At 72.5% G+C, this 25,812-nt stretch carries 22 protein-coding genes; 7 read left to right on the top strand and 15 right to left on the bottom strand.

What is annotated here, in order from left to right:
- Positions 1 to 331: 331 nt before the first annotated feature.
- Positions 332 to 520, top strand: a complete 189-nt coding sequence (locus ABZT87_RS21600) for a hypothetical protein (RefSeq protein WP_355137676.1) — start codon at positions 332 to 334, stop codon at positions 518 to 520.
- A 121-nt stretch (positions 521 to 641) separates the two neighbouring features.
- Here the strand turns inward: ABZT87_RS21600 and ABZT87_RS21605 are convergent, their stop codons facing one another.
- Positions 642 to 1,409: an alpha/beta hydrolase gene (locus tag ABZT87_RS21605; RefSeq protein ID WP_355137678.1), complete on the bottom strand. Its 768-nt coding sequence runs from the start codon at positions 1,407 to 1,409 to the stop codon at positions 642 to 644.
- 59 nt (positions 1,410 to 1,468) lie between these two features.
- Between ABZT87_RS21605 and ABZT87_RS21610 the strand changes: the two genes are divergently transcribed.
- Positions 1,469 to 4,510 carry a BTAD domain-containing putative transcriptional regulator gene (locus ABZT87_RS21610; protein WP_355137680.1) on the top strand — a complete coding sequence of 1,014 codons (3,042 nt, stop codon included), beginning with the start codon at positions 1,469 to 1,471 and terminating at the stop codon, positions 4,508 to 4,510.
- A gap of 28 nt (positions 4,511 to 4,538) precedes the next feature.
- Here ABZT87_RS21610 and ABZT87_RS21615 read toward each other — a convergent pair whose 3' ends face one another.
- From ABZT87_RS21615 to ABZT87_RS21650, 8 genes are all read right to left on the bottom strand, one after another.
- Positions 4,539 to 5,093 (bottom strand): dihydrofolate reductase family protein, encoded by a 555-nt coding sequence (locus ABZT87_RS21615; protein WP_355137682.1) that lies wholly within the window; start codon positions 5,091 to 5,093, stop codon positions 4,539 to 4,541.
- Positions 5,094 to 5,164: 71 nt separating this feature from the next.
- The gene (locus ABZT87_RS21620; RefSeq protein WP_355137684.1) at positions 5,165 to 5,707 is read right to left on the bottom strand and encodes a hypothetical protein; all 543 of its coding nucleotides are present in this window, start codon (positions 5,705 to 5,707) and stop codon (positions 5,165 to 5,167) included.
- A 17-nt stretch (positions 5,708 to 5,724) separates the two neighbouring features.
- Positions 5,725 to 7,560: a prolyl oligopeptidase family serine peptidase gene (locus tag ABZT87_RS21625; RefSeq protein ID WP_355137686.1), complete on the bottom strand. Its 1,836-nt coding sequence runs from the start codon at positions 7,558 to 7,560 to the stop codon at positions 5,725 to 5,727.
- The gene (locus ABZT87_RS21630; RefSeq protein WP_355137688.1) at positions 7,561 to 9,339 is read right to left on the bottom strand and encodes an N-acetylglutaminylglutamine amidotransferase; all 1,779 of its coding nucleotides are present in this window, start codon (positions 9,337 to 9,339) and stop codon (positions 7,561 to 7,563) included. It abuts the gene before it with no gap.
- Between the two features lie 98 nt (positions 9,340 to 9,437).
- Complete coding sequence (locus ABZT87_RS21635; RefSeq protein WP_355137782.1) at positions 9,438 to 12,104, bottom strand: carboxylate--amine ligase/circularly permuted type 2 ATP-grasp protein; 2,667 nt, start codon at positions 12,102 to 12,104, stop codon at positions 9,438 to 9,440.
- A 248-nt stretch (positions 12,105 to 12,352) separates the two neighbouring features.
- On the bottom strand, positions 12,353 to 13,753 hold the full coding sequence (locus ABZT87_RS21640) for a cellulase family glycosylhydrolase (protein ID WP_355137690.1): 1,401 nt from the start codon (positions 13,751 to 13,753) through the stop codon (positions 12,353 to 12,355).
- A gap of 118 nt (positions 13,754 to 13,871) precedes the next feature.
- Complete coding sequence (locus ABZT87_RS21645; RefSeq protein WP_355137692.1) at positions 13,872 to 14,735, bottom strand: hypothetical protein; 864 nt, start codon at positions 14,733 to 14,735, stop codon at positions 13,872 to 13,874.
- A 161-nt stretch (positions 14,736 to 14,896) separates the two neighbouring features.
- The gene (locus ABZT87_RS21650; RefSeq protein ID WP_355137694.1) at positions 14,897 to 15,367 is read right to left on the bottom strand and encodes a deaminase; all 471 of its coding nucleotides are present in this window, start codon (positions 15,365 to 15,367) and stop codon (positions 14,897 to 14,899) included.
- Positions 15,368 to 15,505: 138 nt separating this feature from the next.
- Here ABZT87_RS21650 and ABZT87_RS21655 point away from each other — a divergent pair, with 138 nt between their 5' ends.
- Positions 15,506 to 16,483, top strand: coding sequence for an aldo/keto reductase (locus tag ABZT87_RS21655; protein ID WP_355137696.1), 978 nt, complete (start codon positions 15,506 to 15,508; stop codon positions 16,481 to 16,483).
- 19 nt (positions 16,484 to 16,502) lie between these two features.
- Here the strand turns inward: ABZT87_RS21655 and ABZT87_RS21660 are convergent, their stop codons facing one another.
- Positions 16,503 to 17,246 (bottom strand): DUF2071 domain-containing protein, encoded by a 744-nt coding sequence (locus ABZT87_RS21660; protein WP_355137698.1) that lies wholly within the window; start codon positions 17,244 to 17,246, stop codon positions 16,503 to 16,505.
- Between ABZT87_RS21660 and ABZT87_RS21665 the strand changes: the two genes are divergently transcribed.
- Positions 17,223 to 17,393 (top strand): DUF5709 domain-containing protein, encoded by a 171-nt coding sequence (locus tag ABZT87_RS21665; protein WP_354859124.1) that lies wholly within the window; start codon positions 17,223 to 17,225, stop codon positions 17,391 to 17,393. The genes ABZT87_RS21660 and ABZT87_RS21665 overlap by 24 nt on opposite strands.
- 54 nt (positions 17,394 to 17,447) lie before the next feature.
- On the opposite strand, the gene ABZT87_RS21670 is transcribed toward ABZT87_RS21665, so the two are convergent.
- Positions 17,448 to 19,028, bottom strand: a complete 1,581-nt coding sequence (locus ABZT87_RS21670) for a DHA2 family efflux MFS transporter permease subunit (protein ID WP_355137700.1) — start codon at positions 19,026 to 19,028, stop codon at positions 17,448 to 17,450.
- A 143-nt stretch (positions 19,029 to 19,171) separates the two neighbouring features.
- On the opposite strand from ABZT87_RS21670, the gene ABZT87_RS21675 reads away from it, so the two are divergent.
- Positions 19,172 to 19,426, top strand: a complete 255-nt coding sequence (locus ABZT87_RS21675; RefSeq protein WP_355066479.1) for a hypothetical protein — start codon at positions 19,172 to 19,174, stop codon at positions 19,424 to 19,426.
- Between the two features lie 16 nt (positions 19,427 to 19,442).
- On the opposite strand, the gene ABZT87_RS21680 is transcribed toward ABZT87_RS21675, so the two are convergent.
- The 4 genes from ABZT87_RS21680 to ABZT87_RS21695 form a co-directional block, all read right to left on the bottom strand.
- Positions 19,443 to 20,693, bottom strand: a complete 1,251-nt coding sequence (locus ABZT87_RS21680; RefSeq protein WP_355137702.1) for a DUF222 domain-containing protein — start codon at positions 20,691 to 20,693, stop codon at positions 19,443 to 19,445.
- Positions 20,694 to 20,803: 110 nt separating this feature from the next.
- Positions 20,804 to 21,388 (bottom strand): DinB family protein, encoded by a 585-nt coding sequence (locus ABZT87_RS21685; protein ID WP_355137704.1) that lies wholly within the window; start codon positions 21,386 to 21,388, stop codon positions 20,804 to 20,806.
- 76 nt (positions 21,389 to 21,464) lie between these two features.
- A complete protein-coding gene (locus ABZT87_RS21690; RefSeq protein WP_355137706.1) occupies positions 21,465 to 22,268 on the bottom strand; it encodes an IclR family transcriptional regulator C-terminal domain-containing protein in 804 nt (267 codons plus the stop codon).
- Between the two features lie 3 nt (positions 22,269 to 22,271).
- On the bottom strand, positions 22,272 to 23,708 hold the full coding sequence (locus ABZT87_RS21695; protein ID WP_355137708.1) for an amidohydrolase family protein: 1,437 nt from the start codon (positions 23,706 to 23,708) through the stop codon (positions 22,272 to 22,274).
- A gap of 195 nt (positions 23,709 to 23,903) precedes the next feature.
- On the opposite strand from ABZT87_RS21695, the gene ABZT87_RS21700 reads away from it, so the two are divergent.
- Positions 23,904 to 25,040: a CoA transferase gene (locus ABZT87_RS21700; RefSeq protein ID WP_355137710.1), complete on the top strand. Its 1,137-nt coding sequence runs from the start codon at positions 23,904 to 23,906 to the stop codon at positions 25,038 to 25,040.
- Complete coding sequence (locus ABZT87_RS21705) at positions 25,025 to 25,795, top strand: citryl-CoA lyase (RefSeq protein ID WP_354859107.1); 771 nt, start codon at positions 25,025 to 25,027, stop codon at positions 25,793 to 25,795. Before ABZT87_RS21700 ends, ABZT87_RS21705 begins: the two co-directional genes overlap by 16 nt.
- Positions 25,796 to 25,812 lie beyond the last annotated feature (17 nt).

Here is a 25,812-nt window from a genome sequence, read left to right on the forward strand (position 1 = left end):
TCGCTCAGGAACTCGTCGATCATCGGGGCCAGCCAGTCGGCGCCTGACCCGCCCACCCCCACGGTCTTGCACTTTGTGCGGCCGGCACGCGGCTTTCGCACCTTATGTCACGGCAGCAGCTAAGGGAAGGCACCTGCCCATCGCACCCCTTTGCTCTGCTTCAACCCACGCAACAGGTTGGGTCTCCCGGTGTTGCGCGGGTTGAAGCAGAGCAAAGCGCGACCTGAACGTCCGCCGCCCTCCGCTCTCCACCCCCAGTTCCGCCCCCAACGGGCGTCCGTCCTAACACGACGGTGCTGTGGATCGGCGCCCTGCTGCTATAAAGATCGCCATGACGCGTGTTCGATTCATCGCCGGACTGTTGCTGGTCGTCGCACTGCTCAGCCTGGCCGCCTCGAAAGCCGCCCCGTTCCTGGATGACGCTCCGGCGGCGGCACGGACGGCGATCGTTGTCGTTGGCGTGGTGTGCGGCCTCGGCGGCGTCTGGCTGTGGCTCCGACGCTCCCCCGAACAGCGGTAACCCTCCCGCCCTGTCGATCATGAAGTTGTGGTGGTGCGCGAAACAGACTTTGGCTGCCAAAATAGCCACCACGAGTCCATGATCGATGCTGTGCGGGACGGGGTGCGGGGTTGAGCGCGCTTTAGAGGTTCGAGCCGGCCTCGGTCAGGAACTCGTCGATCATCGGGGCCAGCCAGTCGGCGCGCTGCGGGATCGTGGTGTGGGTGGTGCCCGGCAGGATGGCCAGCTGGCAGGGCGGCAGACCGGTCAGGTCGCCGGGCACCCCGCCGCCGAGCAGCCGGAACATCCGCACCGCGTGCTCGGGCTGGACGATGTCCGAGTCGGCCAGCACGATCATGGCGGGCGCGGCCAGGGCCCGGATCTGCTCGGGCGTCCACCGCGGCAGGTTCGCGTCCAGGACCTTCATCTTGGTGACCAGGGTGGCCCAGCCCGCCGGGTCCGGCGCGGTCCGCAGGTACTCCTCGTGGAACTCCGAGCCGTGCAGATGCTCCGGTTGCAGGTCCTGGATCCCGTCGAGCAGCCCGGGGTGCAGGCCGTCCTCGTCGAAGCTCACCGAGGCGAGGACGAGCCGCCCGACCCGCTCGGCGTGGTCGGTGCCCAGGCGCAGCGCCACCGCCGAGCCCATGCTCCAGCCGAACACGTCCGCCCGCTCGACACCCAACCGGTCGAGCAGCTCGACCACGTCGGCGGCGAAGTGCTCCACGGTCAGCGGACGGTCGACGTCCGGGGTGTGGCCGTGCGCCTGCAACTCCACGGCGATCACCCGCCGCGCCTTCGCCAGGAACGGCAGGATCGTGCCGAACGAGGTGCCGATGCCGGAGAGCGCGCCGTGGATGAGCACCAGGGGCCGGCCCTCGTCACTGCCATGTGTCTCGTGATAGATCTCCATGCCCACACGGTGCGCCGGCGCGCTTACGGTCTGCTTCAGGTCGTCTTACCGGCGCTAAAATGTCCGCCGTGCAGTTCGGGGTGCTCGGGCCGCTCGCCGTGACCACGGACGCCGGCGAGCCGGTGGTGGTGCCCGGCACCAAGGTGCGCGCCCTCCTGGCGGACCTGCTGACCAACCGCAATCAGGTCGTCTCCGCCGACCGGCTCATCGACGACCTGTGGGGTGACGACTCCCCCGCCAACCCGGCCGGCGCCCTCCAGGTGCGGGTGTCGCAGCTGCGCAAGGCGCTCAACGACGCCGAGCCGGGCGCCCGCGACCTGGTCGAGTCCCGCGCTCCCGGCTACCTGCTGCGGGCCGGCACTGTCGACGCCGACCGGTTCGCCGAGCTGGCCCGGCACACCGACGTCGACCGGTTGACCGAGGCCCTCGGGCTGTGGCGGGGCGAGGCGTACGCCGACGTGGCCGACGCCGAGTTCGTCCGCGCCGAGGCGACCCGACTCGCCGAGCAGCGCCTCGCCGTGCACGAACGGCTCGCCGAAGCCCGGGTGGCCCGAGGTGAACACGACCTGGTCGCGGCCGACCTGGCCGAGCTGGTCGCCCGACACCCGCTGCGCGAGGGCCTGCGGGCGGTGCAGCTGCGCGCGCTGTACACGGCCGGTCGCCAGTCCGAGGCCCTGGACAGCTATGCCGACCTGCGGGACCGGCTCGCCGACGAGCTGGGCCTCGACCCCGGCCCCGAACTGGTCGCCCTGCACCGCAGGATCCTCGAACAGGACGCCGGCCTGAGCGCGCCGCCGAAGGCCGCGATCATCCGCAACAGCCTGCCGGCCCAGCTCGACGAGCTGGTCGGCCGGGCCGAGGCGCTGACCGAGCTGCGAGCCCTGCTGCCCGCGCAGCGCCTGGTCACGCTGATCGGGCCGGGCGGCGTCGGCAAGACCCGGCTGGCCACCGAGACCGCCCGCGGCCAGTCCTTTCCGGACGGCGTCCTGCTGGTCGAGCTGGCGCCACTGCCGACCGGCGACCCGGGCGTCGCCGAGCAGGTGCTCGGCGCGCTTGACGCCCGCGAGGCCGCTGGCACGAGCCTGTCGGCCACCGACCGACTCGTCGCGGCGCTGCGGGCGCGACACCTGCTGCTCGTGCTGGACAACTGCGAACACGTCATCGAGCCGGTCGCCGCGCTGGTGGCCCGGCTGCTGCGCGACGCGCCCGGGGTGCACGTGTTGGCCACCAGCCGGGAGCCGCTCGGCCTGACCGGGGAGCTGCTCTGGGAGGTACCCCCGCTGTCCCTGCCCTCGGACAGCGACCCGGACGCGGTGCGGCGCTCGGCGGCGGCCCGGCTGTTCGCCGCCCGTGCCGCCGCCCAGCACCGCGGTTTCCGACTCGACGAGCGCACCGCGCCGGCGGTCGCCCAGCTCTGCCGTCGCCTGGACGGCCTGCCGCTGGCGTTGGAGCTGGCCGCGACCCGCGTCCGCGCGCTGGGTCTGCGGGGTGTGGTGGACCGGCTCGACGATCGGTTCCGGCTGCTCACCACGTCTCAGCGCGACGTGCCGCCGCGACAGCGGACGCTGACCGCGGTGATCGGCTGGAGCTGGGACCTGCTCGACGACGCCGACCGCGCGGTGCTGGCCCGGCTCGCGGTGTTCGGCGACGGCTGCACCCCGGAGGCGGCCGAGTTCGTCTGCCGGACCGATCTCGACACACTGGCTCGCCTGGTGGACCGGTCGCTGGTGGTGCTCGGCGACTCCGGCACCAGCCCCCGTTACCGGCTGCTCGAGTCGGTCGCCGCGTTCTGCCTGGACCACCTGGTCGACGCCGACGACACCCGGGCGCGGCACGCCGGGTACTACACCGACCTGGCCGAACAGGCCGACCCGCAGCTGCGCGGCCCCGACCAGCAGCGGTGGCTGGCGCTGCTCGACGCGGAGACGGTGAACCTGCGCGCGGCGCTGGTGCACGGCGGCGGGTTGCGGCTGGCCGTCGCGCTGAGCTGGTACTGGTACCTGCGGGGCCGGCTCACCGAGGCGCGGCGAGCCCTCGCGACGCCCGGCGATCCGACGCAGGAGAGCCGCGCCGCAGCCTGGCGGATCGGTTTCGCGCTGTTGCAGGGCGAGCAGATCCCACCGGCCGAGGTGCGCGCCACCCTGGCCGGTGTCACCGACGCCCGAGCCGTCTGGTTCGCGGCGAACGCGGTACTCGAGAGCAGTGACCTGCCGCTGGCGTCGGAGCTGCTGCCCACCGCCGCCACCGATCCGTGGACCGAGGCCGCAGTGCTCAGCTCCCGGGCCATGATCGCGCACGCCGGCGGTGACCTGGCCGCGTTGGAGAGCGCGGCGACGCGCAGCACCGCGCTGTTCGCCGAGGTGGATGACCGGTGGGGCCGCCTCCAGGCGAACGACTGGGTGGGTGGGCTGGCCGAGATTCGCGGCGAGTACGAACGCGCGGCAGCCCTGCACCGGGAGGGGCTGCGCTGGGCCGAGGAGCTGGGGCTGTGGCCGCACGTGGCCGGCAAGCTGTCCTGGCTGGCCTGGATCGCGGTGCAGACCCGCGACTACGCGCAGGCCCGGGAGCTGGCCGAGCGCGCGTACCAGCTGGCGGTGGAACAGGGTTCGCCGAGCGCGATCGTCTTTGCCGAGCTCGGCCTCGGCTTCGCCGCCCGCCGCGACGGCAAGCTCGACCTGGCCACCACCCACCTCACCCGCCTCGCCGAGCAGGGGCGCAACGAGGCCCAGCCGGCGCTCTACCTGCCGATGGTCCTCGTGGAGTTGGGTTACGCGGTCGAGCAGAGTGGCGACCCCGCCGCCGCGCTGGCCCTGCACCTCGAGGCGTTCGACGTCGCCGAGGCGATGGCCACCGCGCGCGACGTGCTCGGCCCGCTGGAGGGGATGGCGTCGGCGGTACGGTCGCCCGAGGTCGCGGCCCGGCTGCTCGGCGCCGCGGCCGCCGCCCGGCAGGCCGCCGGCGTTCCGGCCGCGCCGGCGGAGCGCGACGACACCGACCGGGTGACCGAGCGGGTGCTCGCCGTGCTCGGCCGGGAACGGTTCGACGCGCTGGTCGCCGAGGGCGCGAAGCTGAGCCCGGGCGAGGCCCGGGCCCAGCTCTGATCAGCCGCTCAGCTCGCCGCTCAGCCGCTCAGCTCGCCGACTTCGGCCGGTACGAGGCGATGATCACGCCGCTCTTGTGCACCCGGGTGTCGATCAGCTCGAACGTCGCCTTCACGTCGGTGAGCGGGGTGCTCAGGTTGGCGGCGCCCTCCAGCACCGGGTGGATCCAGAACCGGACCTCGTCCATCAGGCCCGCCTTGACCAGCTGGGCGGTGACCGAGCCGTAGCCGTACTGGATGATGTCCTTGCCGTCCTGGGCCTTGAGCTTCGCGACCGCCTCGACCAGGTCCCCCTGGAGCACCTCCGTGTTGTTCCAGGTGGGGTTGGTGAGGGTGGTCGAGGCGACGTACTTCTTGACGTTGTTGAAGAACGCGGCGCCGGTGCTCGGGTCGCTCTCGTCCATCGTCGGCCAGGCCTGGGAGAAGCCGTCGTAGGTGGCCCGGCCCATCAGCAGCGCGTCGGCGTCCTCGGTCTGCGAGCCGGCGAAGGCGGCGGCCTCCTCGTCGAAGTAGGGCGCGGTCCACATCGGGTTCTCGATGACACCGTCGAGGGTGAGGTAGGTCGAGTTGATGAGCTTGCGCATCGGAATCTCCTGGGTGTCTGTCGTGTTCTGCTGACACCCGGAACACTGCAGGCCTCCGCTTACGATTCGCTTCAGATGCCCTTACCCGGGTCGGTCAGCGGGATCGGCAGCGCCTGCGGGGCCGCCGTGCCGCCGCCGGGCGAGTGCGCCGGCGCGGGCCGGTCGCCGGTGCGGCTGTGCAGGCGTCCGCGCCCGGCCGGCCCGGCGCGGCGGGTCACCTCGACGGTCACCATCCGCACCGGCGGTGGCGGCGCGGTGAAGCGGCCGACGCCCCAGCGCACCCAGATCGGGATCCGGCCGGCGTCGGCCTCGGCGGTCAGCTTCTGCACCGTACGCGCCCGGTCGGTGTGGTCGACCTCGATCACCACCGGTGGGCCGTCCGGTCGGGCGCACGCCACGTCGAGGACGGAGTGCCGCTGCTGCATCGGCGGCGGCAGTGGTACGACGCTGGGCGCGCGCCGGTAGACCCGCCACCGGTGCGCCTGACCCCACCCCACCACCGCGGCGATGATCCGCGCGGTCACCTCGTCGGCGTCCAGGTCGACGAAGGTCACGTCGGTCAGCCATCGGCTCAGGTCGGCGGCCAGCCGCTCACCCTGCTCCGTGACGTCCACCGGCGCAGGATAACGCCTCAGCCGAGGGTGGCCGGCGTCGCGGCGAGGTGCCGGGTGAGCCAGGCGGTGGTGGCCGTACGCGCCGTCTCGGCGTTGTCGCGGGCCAGGAAGTCGTGCCCCTCGCCGGTGAGCACGAGGTGCCCGTGCGGGACGTCCCGCGCGGCGAGGGCCTGCGCCACCTGGGCCGACTCGCCGGCCGGCACGTTGGTGTCGTTGGCGCCGTGGATGAGCAGCACCGGCACGTCGAGCTGGTCGATGTGGGTCATCGGCGACAGGTCCCGCAGCAGGTCGGCGTCGCGCACCGGGTCGCCGTACTTGCTGACGGCGGCGGCGGCGATCCACGGTTCGGTGCCGGCGTAGAACGTACGGAAGTCGGAGATGCCGCACTCGGCCACACCCGCGGCGAACAGGCCCGGGAAGTTCACCAGCACCGCGAGGACCAGGTAGCCGCCGTAGGAGCGGCCCAGGCAGCCGAGCTGGCCCGGGATCGCGACGCCGCTGTCGAGCAGGTGGTCGGCGCACGCCGCCACGTCGGCGATGGCCCCGTAGCGGCCGGCGAGGTTGTCGGCGGCGACGAAGGTGCGGCCGAAACCCGACGAGCCGCGCACGTTTGGCGCGAACACCGCGACGCCCTGCGCGACGAGGGCCTGGAACAGCGGGTTGTAGCCGGGACGTTCCTGCGCCTCGGGGCCACCGTGCAGGCTGATCGCGGTCGGCCAGGGGCCCGGACCGGGCGGGCGGTAGAGCCAGCCGGACAGCGGCAACCCGTCGCGGGCGCGCAGGTCGACAAGCTGCGGGGCGACACCGCTGTCGCCCGTACGCGCGGCGCCGGTGTCCGGCCGCAGCGGGCGGGGCGTGCCGGTCGCCGGATCGACCAGCCAGATCTCCCGGGGCTGCACCGGCCCCTGCGCGGTGACGCAGAGCAGGTCGCCGTCGGCGGCGAAGACGGCGCCGTCGAGCACCTCACCCGGGGCGGCGACGGCCCGCTGCACGCCGCTGGCGAGGTCCAGCAGGCTCAGCTCGCCGCGCCCGCCGTAGGTGTTCCAAAGCAGCGCGGCACGTCGCCGGTCGGCGCTGAGCGCGACGTGCTCCAGCTCGGCGTCCGGACGCGCCGCGAGCCGCGTCGGGGCCAGCGTCGGTCGCGCGAGGTCGACGCGCACCAGCGCGGCCAGCTCCGAGAACGCGTCGGTACGCGCCAGCACGCTCGTCCCGTCGGGACCGAAGCAGCCCTGGTCGGTGCTGCCCCGGCCGGTGTCCGGCAGCAGCCGTACCCGGTCGCCGGTGGCCACGTCCAGCAGCTCCAGCCAGCGGGCGTTACGCGGACCGCGACGCAGCAGGGCGGACCCGCCGTCCGGGCTGACGTCCAGGAGGGTGAGCAGGTCGCCCTCGGCGAGCACCCGCCGGTGCCCGGTGCCGGCGTCGACCAGCACTGCGGCACCCCGCTCGGCGGTCTCGGTGACCGCCAGCAGCGCGCCGTCGGGCAGCCAACCCGACAGGGCTGCGCTGCGGCGGCCGAACCCGGCGACCTGGCGGCGCTGCGTGCCGTCCGGGCGCAGCACCCACAGCTCGGTGCGGGGTGCGCCGCCGGGCGCGACGACGCAGGCCAGCCACTGCCCGTCCGGGGACCAGCTCACCGCCAGGACCGGTGCGTCGCCGCTGGGCAGCGCGACGGCCTCGGCCGCGTCGACGTCGCGGACCCAGACGGCCGGGATTCCGGCCCGGTCGGACAGGTACGCCACCCGTCGGCCGTCCGGCGACGGCGCGGGCGCGAAGTCCTCGCCGGCCGGCAGCGGCGGCACCGGCCGGTGGCGCACGGGTCGGACCCGGCGCGGCACCTCGATCCGTACGCTCATCTAAACCCCGATCCGCTGCAACCAGAGCTCCAGCAGCCCGAGCTGCCAGAGCGCGTTGGAGCCCAACGTGGTCCGCCGGGCGTTCGGCGCGTCCAGCAACTCCTCCAGGTAGTCCTTGCGGAACAGGCCGCGCTCACGCGCCGGCCGCGCGGTCAGCGCGTCACGGACGTCGTCGAGCAGCGGGCCGGACAGGTGCCGGATGGCGGGCACCGGGAAGTAACCCTTCGGCCGGTCGATCACCTCGTCGGGCACGATGCCCCGGCTCGCGGCCTTGAGCACGCCCTTGCCACCCTGGGCCAGCTTCAGCGCCGGTGGGCAGGCGGCGGCCAGCTCGACGACCTCGTGGTCGAGGAACGGCACCCGGGCCTCCAGCCCCCACGCCATCGTCATGTTGTCGACCCGCTTGACCGGGTCGTCGACAAGCATCACCAGGCTGTCCTGGCGCAGCGCCGCGTCGAGCGCGGTGTCCGCCCCCGGCGCGCCGAAGTGGGCGGTGACGAACTCCAGGCTCGCGTCGTGGTCGAGCATCCACTCCGGCGCCAGGTGCCCGGCGAGCGCGTCGTGGCGACGATCGAAGAACACCCGGGCGTACGCCTCGACGGCGTCCGCGCGGGCCACGTTGGCCATTGGCGGGTACCAGTCGTAGCCGGCGAAGATCTCGTCGGCGCCCTGCCCGGACTGCACCACAGTGATCCGCTGCGAGACCTCCTCGGAGAGCAGGTGGAACGCCACGCAGTCGTGGCTGACCATCGGCTCGCTCATCGCCGCGATGGCCTCGTGCACTCCCGGCACGAACCGGGCCGCGCCGATGCGGATCTGGTGGTGGTCGGTGTCGTACTCGCGGGCCACCAGGTCGGAGTAGTGGAACTCGTCGCCGCTCTCCCCCGCCGCCGCCTCGAAGCCGATGCTGAAGGTGGCGAGGCCGGTCTGGCCCTGCTCGGCGAGCAGGGCGACGATCAGGCTGGAGTCCAGGCCGCCGGAGAGCAGCACGCCGACCGGCACGTCGGCGACCATCCGCCGGCGTACGGCGGTGCGCAGCGCCGCCATGATCCGTTCCTGCCACTCGTCGGGGGACATGGCCGGCGCGGCGGCGCGGGTGAACTCCGGCCGCCAGTAGACGGTGTCGGTGCTACGGCCGTCGCCGGTGATCACCCGTACGGTGGCCGGGGGCAGCTTGCGGACGCCGGCCAGGATGGTGCGCGGTGGTGGCACCACCGCGTGGAAGCTCATGTAGTGGTGCAGCGCCACCGGGTCGAGGTCGGTGTCCACGTCACCGGCGGCGAGCAGCGCCGGCAGGGTCGACGCGAAGCGGATCCGGCCCGGCGTCTCGGCCAGGTAGAGGGGCTTGATGCCGAGCCGGTCGCGCGCCAGCACCAGGGTGTTCGTGGCCAGCTCCACCAGGGCGAACGCGAACATCCCGTAGAACCGCTCGACGCAGGCCGTCCCCCACCGGTGGTACGCCTTGAGGATCACCTCCGTGTCCGAGGTGGACCGGAAGGAGTAGCCGGCAGCGGTCAGCTCGTCGCGCAGCTCCCGGTAGTTGTAGATGCAGCCGTTGAAGACCATGGCGAGGCCCAGCTCGGGATCGACCATCGGCTGGGCGCCGGCGTCGGACAGATCGATGATGCGCAGCCGGCGGTGCACCAGCGCCGCCGGGCCGTGCTGCCACCGCCCTTCGCCGTCCGGGCCCCGGGAGGACAGGACCGGGAGCATCCGTTCCAGCGCCGCCTGATCCGGTGGCGCCCCGTCGAGGCGGAACTCGCCTCCGATACCGCACATGGCACACACCTCTCATCGGCTCGGTTCGCTCGGGCCGCTGACCGGTCCAGGCTTGGCGGACCGGATTGCGTCCCGATGACATCCGGGTCAAGCGTGAGTTACGCCGGGGGCTGCTCGGCTCCGCCGAGCAGCCAGGTGTCCTTCGACCCACCGCCCCGCGACGAGTTGACGATCATGCTGCCGGCCGGCGCGACCCGGGTCAGCGCCACCGGGGCCACCTCGGCCGTCTCGCCGAGGAACACGAAGGCCCGCAGGTCGACGTGGCGCGGCGCGAGGGCCGTACCGTCGAAGACCGGGTGGGTGGTCAGCGCGACCACCTCCTGGGCGATCCACCGGTGCGGCGCGGCGAGGATCTGCTCCCGGACGGCGTCCAGCTCCTCGGCCTCGGCACGCGGGCCGATCACCACGCGGTCCCCGCCGTACCCGTCGACCGGCTTGAGCACCAACTCGTCGAGCCGGCCCAGCACCTCGGCGCGCTGCTCGGGCAGCCCGCACAGGTACGTCGGCACGTCGCCGAGCAGCGCCTTCTCCCCCAGGTAGTACTCGATGAGCCGGGGCACGTACGCGTACAGCGCCTTGTCGTCGCCGACGCCGTTGCCCAGCGCGTTGGCCAGCGTGAGCCGCCCGGCGTGCACCGCGGCCAGCAGCGGCCAGCCCAGCGGCACGCCGTCGGCGCCCGGGGCGTGCAGCAACGCGTCCTCGTCCATCCGCAGGTAGAGCACGTCGACCTGGCTGCGGCGGCCCTCCCGGACCAGGTGGACGCGGCCGTCGGACACCAGCAGGTCGCCGCTCTCGGTCAGCGGCACGCCCATCTCGTCGGCGAGGAGCCGGTGCTCGAACCAGGCCGGGTCGCCCGGGCCGCTGCTGAGCACCACCACGGCGGGGTCGTCGGCGGAGGCGGGGGCGGCGGCGAGCAGCGCCCGGTGCAGCATCGCGGGTGTCTCGTCGGCGGGCAGCAGGTCATCGGGCACCGGCAGCTCGGGCAGCACCGCCCGGGTGAGCCGGCGGTTCTGCACGGCGTAGCCGATGCCCGAGGGCACCCGGAGGTTGTCCTCCAGCACGTACCAGCCGCCGGCCGGGTCGCGGACGAGATCGGTTCCGGACACCTGGGCCCGCGCGCCACGCCGGCCCATCAGCGCACCGGTCGGGCGCAGCCCCGGCGAGGACTCCACCACCCAGGCCGGGACGACCCCGTCGGCGACCACCGCCCGGTCGGCGTACACGTCGCGCAGGAACGCGTCGAGCGCGCGGGCGCGCTGCACCAGGCCGGTCCGCAGCGCCCGCCAGTCGTCGGCGGGCACGACCCGGGGCACCAGGTCGACCGGGAAGAGCCGGGTGCTGGCCTCACCGGCCACGCTGAACGTCACGCCCCGGGCGCGCTGCTCCTCGTCCCGGTCGTGCTCGCGTTGGCGCAGGCCGGCGGCGCCGAGAGTGCGCAGGGCGGCGAGCAGCGGACGGAACGTCGGCTCCGGCCCATCCGGGCCGAAGACCTCGTCGCCGGCATCGGCGTACGCGGACAGCGCGGGCGGTGGCGGCACTCCGGGCAGGGGCGTACGCACCCGACCCCGCGTCTCGTCGAGCAGCAGGTCGACCACGTCGGCCAACCGGCCCCGCCGCTCGTACGCCCGCCGCTGCCGCGCCGCGGAGCTGCCGCGCTCCAGCGCGTACCGGGTCAGCTCGCGGACCTGCTCCCAGTCACCGGTCGCCTCCAACTGCGGTCGCAGGTCGGTCACCAGGCGGCCGACCGCCTCGGCGGCCGGCACCGGCCGGGCCGAGCGAGGCAGGTCGAGCAGGTCGCCTTCCAGCCCGGAGCGGGCGGCCCGCCACACGGCGGCGCGCAGCACCGGCGGCCGGACGGCGGTGCGTTCGACTCCGGCGCGCAGGGCGGCGACCTCCCGGCGCACCAGCGCCCGGAACAGCCCGGTGAGCAGGACGATCGTCTCCACGTCGGCATTGGCGTCGGTGATGCGCAGCTCCACGGTGGGCACGTGCGCCGACGGCCGAACATCGAAGTAGATCATCGCGGGGTCGGTGATGGTCTCCGAGGAGATCAGCTCGGCTACGAGGGCCTCGTGGTCGGCCGCGCTGGTCACCTCGCCCGGGTCACCGGCCGTGGGCCAGCGCTGCCAGACCAGCGAGCGGACGCTTGCGTAGCCGCTGTCCTGACCCATCCAGTACGGCGAGCTGGTGGACAGGGCGAGCAGCACCGGCAGCCAGGGCTGCACCCGCCGGGTGACGGCCACCGCCAGGTCCCGGTCTGAGACCCCGACGTGCACCTGCGCGCCGCAGATCAACTGCTCCCGGGCGAGCATCTGGTACTCGTCGAGCATCCGTCGGTAGCGCGAGGTGGGGGTGACGCTCGGGTCGCCGTCGGCGCGCAGCGGCACCGTGCCGGCCGCCACGATGCCCAGCCCGGCCCGGTCGGCGACCTGGACCGCCGACTGGCGCAGCCGGGTCAGCTCGGCGCGGATCTCGTCCAGGGTGCGGCAGACCGCGGTGTTGGTCTCCACCACGCTGCGGTGCAGCTCGGCGGTGAACGACGTGGCCGGCAGCCGGTCGAGCAGCTCCCCGGCCCGGGGCACCAGCTCCCGGGTGTGCAGGTCGACGACGTGGAACTCCTCCTCCACGCCGATGGTGGCGAGGTCGGCCGGGTCGTCGTGCACCGCCATCGCCGGGGCGGGACGGGACGTGGGCACGGCCCGACCGTTGCCGGACCGGCCCACCGGCCCGTCGAACGTCGCCGCGTTCGTGGTGTTGTCGACCATGGTCACCCCGATTCGCGTGTCGGTGGTCTCGACTGTCCGACGAGCGTTCCCAGGCTTGGTACCGGGGGCGTTTCCGGCGCGTTAAGGTGACGCACCGTTCTGCCCCCGTGGCCGCGCACCGACGAGGGGCGCCGCTGATCCTCTTCGGACATTTGGTCCCGTGATCGACGCGGGATCGGCGATGTCGGGGCATCCCACTGGCCCGGATACCCCGACATCGGCGATCTGGAGGTGATCAAGCGGTCAGGTCACCTCATGTTGGCGACCACGAACGGCGCGTGGCCGTGCAGGTAGTTGTTCCACCCGCCGGTCACCGGGGCGCCGGGGCTGAGCAGGTTGGTGGTGTCGGTGCCGACGTCGAGCTTCCAGGCGGTCCAGGAGATGTTGTTCGCCTTCATCCAATCGATCCAGGACTGCGCCTCCGGCAGGCAGGCCCGGCCGTCGAGGCCGCCGTCGGCGTTGCTGGCGCCCCACTCGGTGACGAACAGCGCCAGGCCGGCCCGGATCGCCGCGTCGCCCTTGGCGCGCAGTGACCCGCCGTGGGTGCACGAGTAGAAGTGCAGCGTGTACATGAGGTTGGTGCCGGCAACGGGGCTGGCCGCGGCGGCGTCCACGTCCTGCGACCAGGTCGGCGTCCCGAGCACGACGATGTTGTCCGGATCCGCGGCGCGGATCGCGGACACGACCGCCTGGTGGTACGGCTTGATGACGCCGGTCCAGCTGAACTGCAACGGCTCGTTCCACGTCTCCCAGATCACGTTGGGCAGGTGACCGTAGCGACGTGCCAGGTCACCGAAGAACGCCACCGCCTGGGACTGGTTGTTCTGCGCCTCGTGCGCGTGCCAGTCGACGATCACGTACACCCCGGCGGTGACCGCGTTGTTGATGATCGTCTCCACCTGCGCCCGCGCCCTGCCCGGATCGCTGAGGTACGCCCCGGCCGGCTCCACGCCCATCGCCGCGCGGATCACCTGGAGGTTCCAGTTGTCGCGCATCCAGGTCAGCGCGGACAGGTTCTCGGCGTAGGGAGCGGTCTCCCAGTTGAGCCACATGCTGCTGACGCCACGCAGCTGCACCCGCGCGCCGTTCTTGTCGCACATCGTGGTGCCGCAGACCCGCAGCTGCCCGTACCGCTGCACGGGTGTGCCGGTCGGCGGCGGCGGAGTGGTGGGCGGCGGGGTCGTGGGCGGCGGAGTGGTCGGTGGCGGGGTCGTGGGCGGCGGGGTGGTCGGCGGCCGGGTCGTGGGCGGTGTGCCGCCGGTGCAGGACACGCTGTTGCCGTTGACGGTGCAGTTCACCGGAGTGCCGGAGCCGTTGACGAGGAAGCCGAACGACGTCGAAACGCCGGCCCCGAGGGTGCCATTCCACGACACGTTGCTGAAGGTGTAGTGGTTGCCCGAGGTCACCTGCTGGGCGTTCCACGACTGGCTGATGCTCGACCCGGCCGGCAGGTCGAACTCGACCCGCCAACTGCTGATCGGCGCGGAGGTGTCGTTGGTGACCGTGACCTGGCCCTGATAGCCACTGCCCCAGTTGTTGGTCACGGAGAACACGACAGTTGCCGCGCTGGCCGGCGTGGCGATCATCGCCACCGCGCCGGCGAGCAGGCCGGCGACGGCCAGCGACGTGACAAGTCTCAGTGTGCGCATGCGGAACCCGCTTCTCTTCGACGGTGATGGTCTGAGGCGGGGCGGCGCCTTCACGCACAGTATCGATCAACGACGATGTCCGGCAAGACGGGCGCGCCGGTGCCCGCCGCTCGGCAGGTCAACCCCGCCGCCAGCCCCAACGGCGCGAACCAGTCGCGTGCCCCGACCCACCCTTCTCCCGGGCCAGCATCTCGGCCGCGACCCGCAGCTTCTGGGCGGGCTCCGCGGCGGCCGGGCCCAGCGTCTCCACGAAGCGGTTGCCCATCGCCAGCACCATGGCCGCCCGGTCGAGGTCGCCGATCAGGACCAGGCACTGGGCGTACACCCCGTAGGTGTTGGCCATCTCCCAGAAGGTCAGCGGACGCGCCAGGTCGAGCAGCCCCTGCCGCAGCTCGCAGGCCCGCGACGCCGCCAGCGCCGCCTCCTGGGCACCGTCGCCCGACGACGGCCGCGTGAGGTGCCGGTGCAGCAGCGCCGCCGCCTGGTTGTGGTAGGCCGTGCCCATCGCCTCCCGGGTGCGGGGCCCAGCGGACGGCGGAGATCCGGCGGAGGTCAGACCCACCGTCACGGCCCGTTCCAGCAGGTCCCTGCGCGTGGCGGGCTGACCGGCGGCGAACGAGACCTCGGCCAGGTCCACCAGTGCGGTGATCAGCTCGGCGAGGGCGTCGTCCCGGGGTGCGGCCGCCACGTTGCCGCCCTCGGCCGCCACGGCGTCGTACACCCGCTCGAAGACGACCACCGCCTCCCCGCCGGGCGCCATCCCGTCGGCGGCCCTGCCGCGCGCCGAGAGCAGCATGCTGTGCCGCCACAGCGCCCGGGCCAACTGCTGCTGGTCCTCGCGGACCCCACCCGGACCGCGCACAGCCTCCCGGTACGCCTCGATCACCCGGACCCACAACCGGTCCGCCTCCGCCCAGGTGTCCTGTCGCGTTGAACGCTCCCGCGCCTGCTCGAACAACCGTCGCCGCTCGTCCGGTCCCATCGTGCGCACCGCCCTTCGTGGTCGCCCCCAGCCCACACCGCCAAAAGCAGTGAGACTCGTCGATTCTAGGTCGCCCCGATGGTCACCCCCCGCGCCCACTGCGGCGGCGCGTTCGGTACGCGGTCCACCTCCTCGCTCCACGACGCCCGGTCCCGAGGTGGTCAGGCCGCCGGGCGTACGCGGTAGGCCAGGTGCGTGACGCCGTCGCCCTCGACGACGCGGAAGGGGCCGTCGAGGTGCAGCGGCGCGATCGTCAGGCCGGCGAAGAACGGTATGCCGGCGCCGAGCACGACCGGGACGAGGTCGACGTGCACCTCGTCGAGCAGGCCGGCCGCGGCGACCTGGGCCGCGATGGTGCAGCCGTTGACGCCGACCTCCTTGTCACCGGCGAGCGCCTTCGCGCGGTCGATGGCGCTGGCGATGCCGTCGGTGACGAAGACGAACGAGTCATTCTCCGGCTCCCAGCCCTGCGGCACGGTGTGCGTGACGACCACGACGGGTACGTCCATCGGGTGCCGGCCGCCCCACCCGCCGGTCATGTCGAACAGCCGCCGGCCGACGACAAGCGCGCCGGTTCGTTCGGTGAGGTCCCGCAGGTGGCGCGCGCTCGCGGCGGACGTCCGGAACGTCATCTCGGGGTTGGCCGTCGGCGTCTCGACGTCGCCGCTGCCGTACCACTGGAAGAGGTGCTCGAAGCTGCCATGAGCCGGGATGGACCGCCGTTGGACGCCGCCGGGCGGCAGGCGGAGGACGGTCGTAGCGTGGTGCCCATGAGAACCACCACGCTGGGCAGTGCAGGGCCCGAGGTCGGCGTCATCGGTCTCGGGTGCATGGGCATGAGCCACGGATACGACATCACCGGCCCCCGCGACGACGACACCTCGATCTCGGTGATCCGGCAGGCGCTGGACCTGGGCGCCACGCTGATCGACACGTCAGACGTGTACGGGCCGTACACCAACGAGGAGCTGGTCGGCCGGGCGCTGGCCGACGGCCACCGGGAGCGGGCCGTCCTGGCGACCAAGGTCGGGCTGGTGGCCACGTCCCTGACCGGAGGCCCCGGCAACTCGCCGAAGATCGGCAACAACGGCCGGCCGGAGCACATCCGCGCGGCGATCGACGACAGCCTGCGCCGCCTCAACACCGACCATGTCGACCTCTACCAGCTGCACCGCGTCGACCCCGAGGTGCCCATCGAGGAGTCCTGGGGCGCGATGGCGGAGGTCGTCGCGGCGGGCAAGGCCCGTCAGATCGGCCTGTCCGAGGTGACGGTGGACCAGATCGCGCGGGCCCAGGCCGTGCACCCGGTGGCGTCGGTGCAGTCCGAGCTGTCCCTGTGGACCCGGGACCCGCTGGCCGAGGTTCTGCCGTACTGCGTCGCGCACGGCATCGCCTTCCTGCCGTTCTCCCCGCTGGGCCGGGGTTTCCTGACCGGCCGGTTCTCGTCGTTCGACGATCTGCCGGCCGACGACTTCCGACGCGGCCTGCCGCGGTTCCAGCAGGACGCGCTGCGGGCCAACCTGGCCATCGTCGCCCGGGTCCGGGAGATCGCCGACCGGGCCGGCGTCACTCCCGCGCAGGTCGCGCTCGCGTGGGTGATCGCCCAGGGTGACCGGGTCATCCCGATCCCCGGCACCAAGACACCGAAGTACCTGGTGGACAACTGCGCGGCCGGCGACGTGCAGCTGGGCGCCGAGGAACTGGCCGACCTCGACGCGCTGCCCGCCCCCGAGGGCGGTCGCTACTGAGCGTCCGGCGGCCCGGCGCTCAGCCGGGCCGCCGGAGCGTCACCGGCGGGCCGAACCGCACCCCGACACCGGGCGAGTAGAGCACGCTGACCGGCGGTCCGACCGGCGCCGGCAGCCCGGCGGCGGCGACCAGCCCGTCGTCCAGGTGCAGGAGCTCGGCCCGGTGCAGCGGCCAGCGGGGATGCCAGTTCGGCAGGTGCAGCGTGCGACCGTACGCCCGGGTGTGCAGCCCCCACCGGGCGGTGAGGAAATGGTCCAGGGGGGTGGGGTCGGCGATCGGCTCCCCCACCCGGACCGCCATCCGGCTCGTCGTACCCGCCGGGCCGGGCCAGCGACGCCGGCACCGGTAGGTGAGTCGGTCGCCGTCGCGGTCCAGCCGCATCGACGACCAGAGGTACGGCAGACGCAGCGTCGCCCGTGCCACCAGCACCGGCACCAGTCGGGACGCGTCGAGCGAGCGGAACACGACGGCCCGTCGACCGGTGTCGTCGACCGAGTAGAGCCGTACGTTCGTCTCGGCGAAGGTGCCGAAGTACGGCACCCCCGGGCCGCGACCGAAGCCCAGCCCGACCATCCGGAAGCCGATCAGGCCGACGTAGCTCACACCGTCCAGCGTGTCCGGACGAGTGCCGGCGGGCAGCAGCGGCGCGACGAGTGCCGGGTCGACGGCCCAGTGCAGAAAGGTGAGATCCTCCCAGCGCTGCCGCAGCATCGACCAGGGGAACACCTGCCGGGGTGAGTGGTCGACCGGTTCGATGTCCACCCCCTCATCCTGCCCGGCGTCCGCGAGGACGACGAGGCCGACTCGGTCGCCTGGGACGGGATCGACACGGGCGCCGCCAGCGCGGAGGAAGCGGCGATCCACCTGGTCGAGGACCCGGACGGACCCGGCGACGGTCCACTGCGCTGACGCCGTACCCGCCGCGCTCAGCATCCGGAAGGGACGCTGAGCGCGGCGGGTCGGTCAGTGGATGACGACGGGCGTCTTGACCTGCTCGCCCTGCGGGTCGTCGAGCTGCGCCGGCTGACGCCGGCGCGGCAGCAGCGCGGCCGGGATGAACGTGAGCACGACAAGCGCGAACGCGACCCAGAACGTGGTGGCGAACGAATTCGCGGCGAAGTCGAGCCCGCGCTCGATGATCGACGGGTCCACCGGCATCTGCTGCAGCAGCTCCGGCCGCTGCTGGGAGGCGATGGCCAGCCCGGCCTCGGTGATCGGCTTGCCGCTCTCGTCCACCAGTCCGGGGATCGGCCGGGATCCGTTGAGCTCGTTGGTGAGGATCACCGACATGACGGCGGCGCCGACCGAGCCGCCGATCTGCTGGAGGATGTTGACCAGCGTCGAGCCGCGGGCCACCTCCTGCGCCTGCAACGTCCGCAGCGCCGACGTCATGATCGGCATCATCGTGCCGCCCATGCCCAGACCCATCACGAACAGCGACCCGCCGAGCAGCCAGTACGAGGTCTGCGGGTCGACCTGGGTGAAGCTGAAGAACCCGACGACGATGAGCGCCAACGCGAACGGAACGGTACGGCCGATCGGCACCCGGTCGGCAAGCGTGCCCGCGATCGGCATGGTGAGCATCGCGCCGATGCCCTGCGGGGCCATCAGCAGGCCGGCGGCCAGCGTCGACTCACCGCGCACCTGCAGGAAGTAGCTCGGGAACAGCAGGCCGGCGCCCATGAACGCGATGATGAACACGAACAGCGTCACCGAGGCGATGGTCAGGCTGCGGTTGCGGAACAGCCGCAGATCGAGCAGCGGGTGCCGGGGCTTGAACGAGTAGAGCACGAACGCCACCACCAGCGCGCCGCCGACCAGCATCGGCGCCCACACCTTGGCCTCGGCGAAGGTGCCCGCCTCCGGCAGCGACGAGACGCCGTAGAGGAACAGCGCGAGACCCGGCGAGAGCATCAGCATGCCGACGAAGTCGAAGGACTCGGAGGGCTCGGGCGCGTCCTTCGGAAGCGCGAACTGTGCGTAGATCAGCGCGACGACACCGATCGGCAGGTTGATCAGGAAGATCCAGTGCCAGCTCGCGGTGTCGATCAGCCAGCCGCCGAGGATCGGGCCGCCGATCGGCCCGAGCAGCATCGGAATGCCGAGGACGGCCATCAGCCGGCCGATCCGGTGGGGCCCGGCCGCGCGGGTCATGATGGTCATGCCCAGCGGCATGAGCATGCCACCGCCGAGGCCCTGCAGCACGCGGTAGCCGATCAGCTCGCCGATCGAGTCGGCGGTGGCGCAGAGCCCCGACCCGATCGTGAACAGCGCCAGCGCCACCATGTAGAGCCGTTTGGTGCCGAACCGGTCGGCGGCCCAGCCACTGAGCGGGATCACGGTGGCCAGGGCGAGGGTGTAGCCGGTCATCGTCCACGCGACGCGGGCGTAGGACGCGTCGAACTCGTTCTGGAATGTGGGCAGCGCCACGCTGACCACCGTCACGTCGAGGATCGACATGATCGCGCCGAGGACGACGACGCCGGCCACCTTGAGCACCGCGGCGTCGAGTTTGTCCGATGTCGCGACGGATTGCTGTGTCACAAATTCTCCTGAAGTCGATTGAGCCGGCCATTGGTGGGCGGTGGCGGCGAAGCCGCGCCGACCAGGCGCGGGGCGCGGCGTGCCAGGACGACGACGCGCGCAGGAAGACTAACCGCCGGTGGTGACGATTTGCCGCCGGATTCGTGACCGCCCGGCCGCGCATCCGAATGGCCGTGGATTTACAGCCGGTCGTCGGGGTGGCGACCAGGTCGTGGGGCTGGCAATCAGGTCGTTGGGCTGACCGTCGTCACACTCGCGGCCTCGACGTGCTCGTCAACAACGCCGGCGTGACCGGCGGAATGCCGCAGGAACCCACCACGGTCGACCTCGCGGTCGGACGCACGGCGATGGAGACCAACGTGATCGGCGTCACTCGGTCGGCCTGCTTTTCCGGGTGATCGGTGGTGGTGGTGGTTACGTTCGTCGGTGGTACTGGTTGCGGCGGGGGATCTGGTCGGGGTCGAGCCAGGCGGGTGGTACGAATTCGGGGTGGCCGTCGCCGCCGAGGCGCACCACCCAGTCGGTGTGGTGCAGGTGTCGGTGGTGGTGGCCGCAGAGGAGGACGGCGTTGTGGAGGGTGGTGGTGCCGCCGTCGGCCCAGTGGTGGATGTGGTGGGCGTCGCACCAGCGTGGTGGTCGGTCGCAGCCGGGGAAGGCGCAGCCTCGGTCGCGCAGGACGAGTGCGCGGCGTAGGGGTCCGGTGATGAGGCGGCGTTGTCGGCCCACGTCGAGTGGTTGGCTGGCGCTGCCGAGGACGGCGGGGAGGATCGCGGCGTCGCAGGCGAGCCGACGCACCGTCTCGGGGGTGAGTTGCGGGCCGATGTCGAGGGAACCGCTGCCCAACTGCCGGGTCAACCCGTCGTAGCTGGTGGTGACGACGATCTGGGCGGGGTCGCCGCCGTTGTCGGGTAGTTCGCCGGTGCGCAGGGCGAGGCGGCACACGTCGGCCAGGGCGTCATGCCGCCGTTGGCCGGGGTTGCGTGCGTCGTCGGGGCCGGTGGGCACGGTCAGCGGGTCGATGGCGGCGCGCAGCAGGCCGGCGGTTTCGGTGTCGAGGATGCCGCTGAGCCGCAGTCGTCCGTCGGTCCGTTCGGAGATGGTGAGGTGCCGGTCGCGCGCAGCCCGGTCGGTCTCGGCCTTGAGTGCCGCGGCGGCGACCGCGTCGGCGGCCTCGGGTGCGACGTGGTCGAGGATGCGGGTGCCGAGTTTGCGCAGCAGGGTGGGGTCGAACTGCCCGGCCCACTGCACCAGAACACCGACGGCTTTGTCGGCGGCCTCGGCGCCGGCCGACGCCGCCACCGCGCCAATCGTGTCGGTGATGACGCGGGCCTGCTCGGCGGTGACCGTCCCGGCCGCGAGGGCGTCCCGCACGGCGGGCGGTGCGGCGTCGAGGGCGGCGGCGAGATCGACGAGCCGGCGGGCGGCCGGGATGGTGAGGTGCAGCCGTTCGCGCAGCCACACCGCGGTGGACGACGCGCCCTGGGTGCGGGCCGTGCCGCGGCCGTCGAGCTCACGGACCAGGGCGAGAGTCACGGCGGCGAGGCGCTGCTCAATGCGGTGCGCGGCGTCGAGCGCCGCGATCAACTCCTGCTCGGGCAGAGCCCAGGCGGCGGCGTCGGCGCAGGCTGCGATCGCGTCCTCTGCCTGCGCCAACTCCTCGACCATGACCCGAGACTAGAACGGGTGTACGACACTTTCAGTCACCATGATCGATTGGTCGCGGGGGCAGTCCGCCATCATCCCGGAACGCTCGGACCAGGGCGCCCACCGCCCGGCTAGGGCAGCATCGGTGGGAGTTTGCTGGCGTCGAGGGCTGCCTGCTCCACTCGCCGGCGGTGGTCCAGCCACCATGGCTCGTGCCCGGTGGGCAGGTTGTCGTTGCTGGGCAGCAGCCCGGCCGCGCCGTCGATGAGTTCGCGCACGATGTCGGCGTGGCCGGCGTGCCGTTGGGTTTCCGCGATGACGTGGACCAGGACGTGGTGCAACGTGACCGCTGCGTCGCCCCACCACGGCACGCGTCCGACCTCATCCAGCGCAAGGGCGTCAATGGTGGTGTCGGCGTGGACGATCGCGCGGCGATACAGTTCGACGATCTCCTCGCGGGTCTCATCCGCGCTCGCCCACATGTCGGCATTGGTCTCCGCACCATCGCCGATGTACGGCAGCTCCTGCTCGAACGGTCGGCCGAACACGACGCCGAAGTAGAGGATCTCCATGGCCGCCGAGTGCTTCACCAGACCGAGCAGGTTGGTCGCGGTCGGGGTCAACGGCCGCCGAATGTCGTATTCGCCGAGCCCGTCGAGCTTCCACAGCAGCGAGTCGCGGCCGCCCTTCAAGTAGCTGTGCAGGTCTGCCTTCATGGCCGGCACTATGGCATCTGTTGGTGTCGGCGTTGCCCCGGACGATCCGCGGAGCTCATGGGCACCCGAAGCGCAGCTAGGCGGTGACCACCGGGACGGCGGCGGTCAGCGCCCAGTCGTGCCCGATGTCGGCCGCCGCGCGGAGCAACCTCGGAAGGTGCTCCTCGCGCAGGGTCTCCAGGGAGGTCTCGGCCGCGTGCACGGTCACGTTGATCGCCGCGACGACCCGCCCGTCGCCGTCGCGCACCCCGGTGGCGACGGACCGGATTCCCGGGGCCAGGTCCTGGTCGGCGAGTGCCCAGCCCTTCGCCCGAGTCTCCCGCAGCACCGCGTCGAGCTCGCCCGGCGAGGGCTGCCAGCGTGGCGTGATGCCGGAGCGCGTCGGCTCGGCGAGTACGGCGGCCAGGGTCTCCGGTGGCAGCGCCGCGAGCAGCACCTTGCCCATCGACGTCGCGGGCGCGGGGAAGCGGGTGCCGATGGTGACACCGAGCGTGACGATCTTCGGGACGGCCACCCGGGCGACGTAGACGATGTCGCTGCCGTCGAGCTGGGCCATCGAGGTCGACTCGTTGGTCTGCGCGACGAGCTTCTCCATGTGCGGGCGGGCCACGTCCCACATGTTCAGCGCGTTGACGTACGCCATCCCCAGCTCCAGGACGCGCGGGGTGAGGGCGTGGCCACGGCCGACCGCGCGGACGTAGCCCAGCGACTCGAGCGTGATGAGGATGCGTCGGACGGTGGGCCGGGCCAGGCCGGTGGCGGCGGCGATCTCGCTGAGCGTCATCGACGGGCAGGCGGGACGGAAGGAGCGCAGGACGTCGAGGCCACGGGCGAGAGCCTCGATGAAGTCGGGCCCGGCGCCCCTTCCGTTGTCACTCATGTCCTAATGCTTCCATTGGGCCGAGCCGGCGTCCCACTCGGTGTACTGGTACGGGTTCTCCAGGATGGCGGTCTCCGGGACGTCCGGGTTCATGCCACGCTGCCACGCCTCCTCCCCCATCGTCTCGCGCAGGTGGTCGATGGTCGCCGCCACCCGGGCCCGCGCGGCGGCCAGGTCGACACCGACGAGGCGGCCGTCCCGCTTCACGACCCGGCCACCCACCAGCACGGTGTGCACGTCGCCGCGCTGGGCCTGGAAGACGACGTGACCGTGCGGGTTCAGGATCGGGAACATCACCGGGGAGGCGTCGTTCTTGATCAGAACGATGTCGGCCTGCCGGCCGGGGGTCAAGGCGCCGACCGTGGAGTCCATGCCGAGGGCACGGGCGCCGCCCCGGGTGGCCCACTCGACGACCTGCTCGGCGCGCAGGTGGCAGTGGGTGATCGTGTCCTGCTTGGCGTGCGCCTCCAGGTGCTCACGGGAGCGGTCGGCGCCGAGCGTGCTCCGCATCGCCGAGAAGAGGTCACCGCTCCACCACACGCTGGTGTCCATCGACAGCGACACCGGAATGTCGTGGTGGCGCAGCTGCCAGGTGGGCGGGTACCCCTGCCCGGCGCTCTGCTCGCTCTCGGTGGAGACGGAGACGGAGCCGCCGGTCGCAGCGATCCGGTTGTACGAGTCGTGGGTGAGCGTGGCCGCGTGCACGTACACGGTCGACGGGGTCATGAAGCCGCCCTCGTGCATGAGCCGGATGCCGTCGTCGTTGGTGGCGCCCCACACGCCGGCGTGCGTGGTCACCGCGGCGCCCAACTCCCGGGCCACCTCGAACGCGGCCCGCTCGGGGAACGCGGGATCGCCGGTGACGTCGAACGCCATCTGGAAGCCGGCCAGCTTGCCGCCGTCGATCCGCCGGCGGTGGAAGTCGCGGAACTCCGGCGAGGTGGCCCACTCCCACGGCCCCTGCTGGATGTTGCCGTAGGCCAGCACGAACCGGCCCGGCACCGCTTCGAGGGCGTCGACGGCCGCGTCCGCGTGAGCGGGCGTCTGCAGGCCGTGTGACCAGTCGACAGTGGTGGTCACGCCGGCGTCGATCGCCTCGATGGCGCCGAGCAGGTTTCCCGCGTACACGTCCTCGGGGCGGAACAGCTTGCCGGATTCGAGGTAGTACCAGACGAAGTACTGCGTCAGCGTCCAGTCGGCGCCGTACCCGCGCATGGCGGTCTGCCACATGTGCCGGTGGGTGTCGACCATGCCCGGCATGAGGATGCCGTCGGTCGCGTCGATCTCCAGGGCGTCGTCGGGCGCGGTGAGACCGACGCCGACCTCCGCGATCCGGTCGCCGACGACCAGCACGTCGGCGCCGGGCAGCACCGTGTGGGCGTCGTCCATGGTGAGAACCAGGCCGTTGCGGAAGATCACCGGCCGGTCGGTTGCGCTCATCGCCACCCATTCCTCTCCGGGTACGAGGTGTCCGGACTGTTGTCCGCTGTGCGGCCAGCCCGAGTGGCGCAAGTGTGGTCCCGGCCACGATTCGTGTCAAGAGCGTGTTTCATCGCGATGAATTGCCCGTTGACAGTGCTCGCGTGGTGCCGCAAGCTGACTCGGCGGACAGGTGTCCGTAGAACGGGCGGAAACATGGTGCAGCAATCGACCGGGCCGCTGGCCGGCCTGCTCGTCGCGGACTTCTCCCGGATCCTCGCCGGGCCGTACGCGACGATGCTCCTGGCGGACCTGGGCGCACAGGTGATCAAAGTGGAGAGCCCGGGCGGCGACGACACCCGCACCTGGATGCCACCCACCCGCGACGGCGTCTCGACGTACTACCTCGGCATCAACCGCAACAAGCGGTCGGTCGCCCTGGACCTCAAACAGCCGGACGACCTGGCCGCCGCCCAGGAGCTGGCCCGCCGCGCCGACGTGCTGATCGAGAACTTCCGGCCCGGCGGCCTCGCCCGGTTCGGCCTCGACTACGACACCGTCACCGCGAACAACGAGAAGATCGTGTACGCGAGCATCAGCGGCTTCGGCACCGGCGCCGGGCGGGACTTCCCCGGCTACGACCTGATGGTGCAGGCGATCTCCGGCCTGATGAGCCTCACCGGCGACCCGGACGGCTCGCCATACCGGGCCGGGATCTCGGTCTTCGACGTGATGGCGGGGCTGCACGCGAGCATCGGCATCCTCGCCGCGCTGCACCATCGTGGAGAGACCGGACGCGGACAGCACGTCGAGGTCAACCTGCTCAGCTCGGCGCTGTCCGGCCTGGTCAACCACTCCAGCGGCTACGTCGCCGGCGGCGCCGTCCCGTTCCGGATGGGCAACGCGCACCCCAGCCTCTTCCCGTACGAGCCACTGCCCACCGCCGACGGCGAACTCATCGTCATCGCCGGCAACGACGGGCAGTTCCGCAAGCTCTGCCAGGTGCTCGACCTGCCCGGCCTGCCGGACGACAGGCGTTTCGGGCGCAACCAGGACCGCACCGCCAACCGGAAGGAGCTGCGGCCCCTGCTTGTCGAACGGCTCGCCAAGCGGACCAAGGACGAGTGGTTCCGGGACCTGCTCGCCGCCGGTGTCCCCTGCGCGCCGATCAACACCATCGACGGCGGCGTGGCCCTCGCCGAGGAGCTTGGGCTCGACCCGGTCGTCACCGTCGGCGCCGTGCCCGGCGTCCGCAACCCGATCACCTTCTCCGACACCCCGGCCCGGTACGAGCTGCCGCCGCCCGGGCTCGACGAACACGGCGAGGAGATCCGCGCGTGGCTGAAGAGCTGAGCTTCCCCACCGGGATCGGCACCTCCGACCCGACCACCATCTCCCTGCTCGGGCAGGACCTGGCCGCCGACCTGATGGGCACGGTGGGCTTCGGCGAGCTGGCGTACTGGCTGGTCGCCGGCCGCCGACCCACCCCCGGCGAGGTACGGGTCTTCGAGGCGGTGCTGGTGGCGCTCGCCGACCACGGCTTCACCCCGACGGCCATCGCCGCCCGACTGACGTACCTGTCCGCGCCCGAGTCGTTGCAGGGCGCGCTCGCCGCCGGGCTGCTCGGCGGCGGCTCCCGCTTCCTCGGCGTCACCGAGGACTGTGGACGGTTCCTCGCCGACACGCTCGCGCAGGCCGGTGACGTGACCGACTACGACGCGCTGGCCCTCGACGCCGTCACCCGGGCGAAGCGGGAGCGCCGGCTGGTCCCCGGCCTCGGGCACCCCGTGCACAAGGACCAGGACCCGCGCACCCCCGTGCTGATCCGGATCGCCACCGAGGAGGGCCTGCACGGCCAGCACCTGCGGCTGTTCGAGGCGATCGGCCGCGTACACCCGCAGGTGCTCGGTCGTACCCTGCCGCTCAACGGCGCCGGGGTGTGCGGCGCGGCGCTCGCCGACCTCGGGCTCCCCGTCGAGATGCTGCGCGGCTTCGCCCTGCTGGCCCGCGCGGCGGGGCTGCTCGGGCACCTCGCCGAGGAGCGACGTCGGCCGCTCGGCATGGACATCTACCGCACCGTGGACCGCAACGCCGTCTACGAACCCTGACTCCCCCTCTTCCGCCC

It is taken from the genome of Micromonospora sp. NPDC005237, from assembly GCF_040607775.1.
Lineage (GTDB): Bacteria > Actinomycetota > Actinomycetes > Mycobacteriales > Micromonosporaceae > Micromonospora.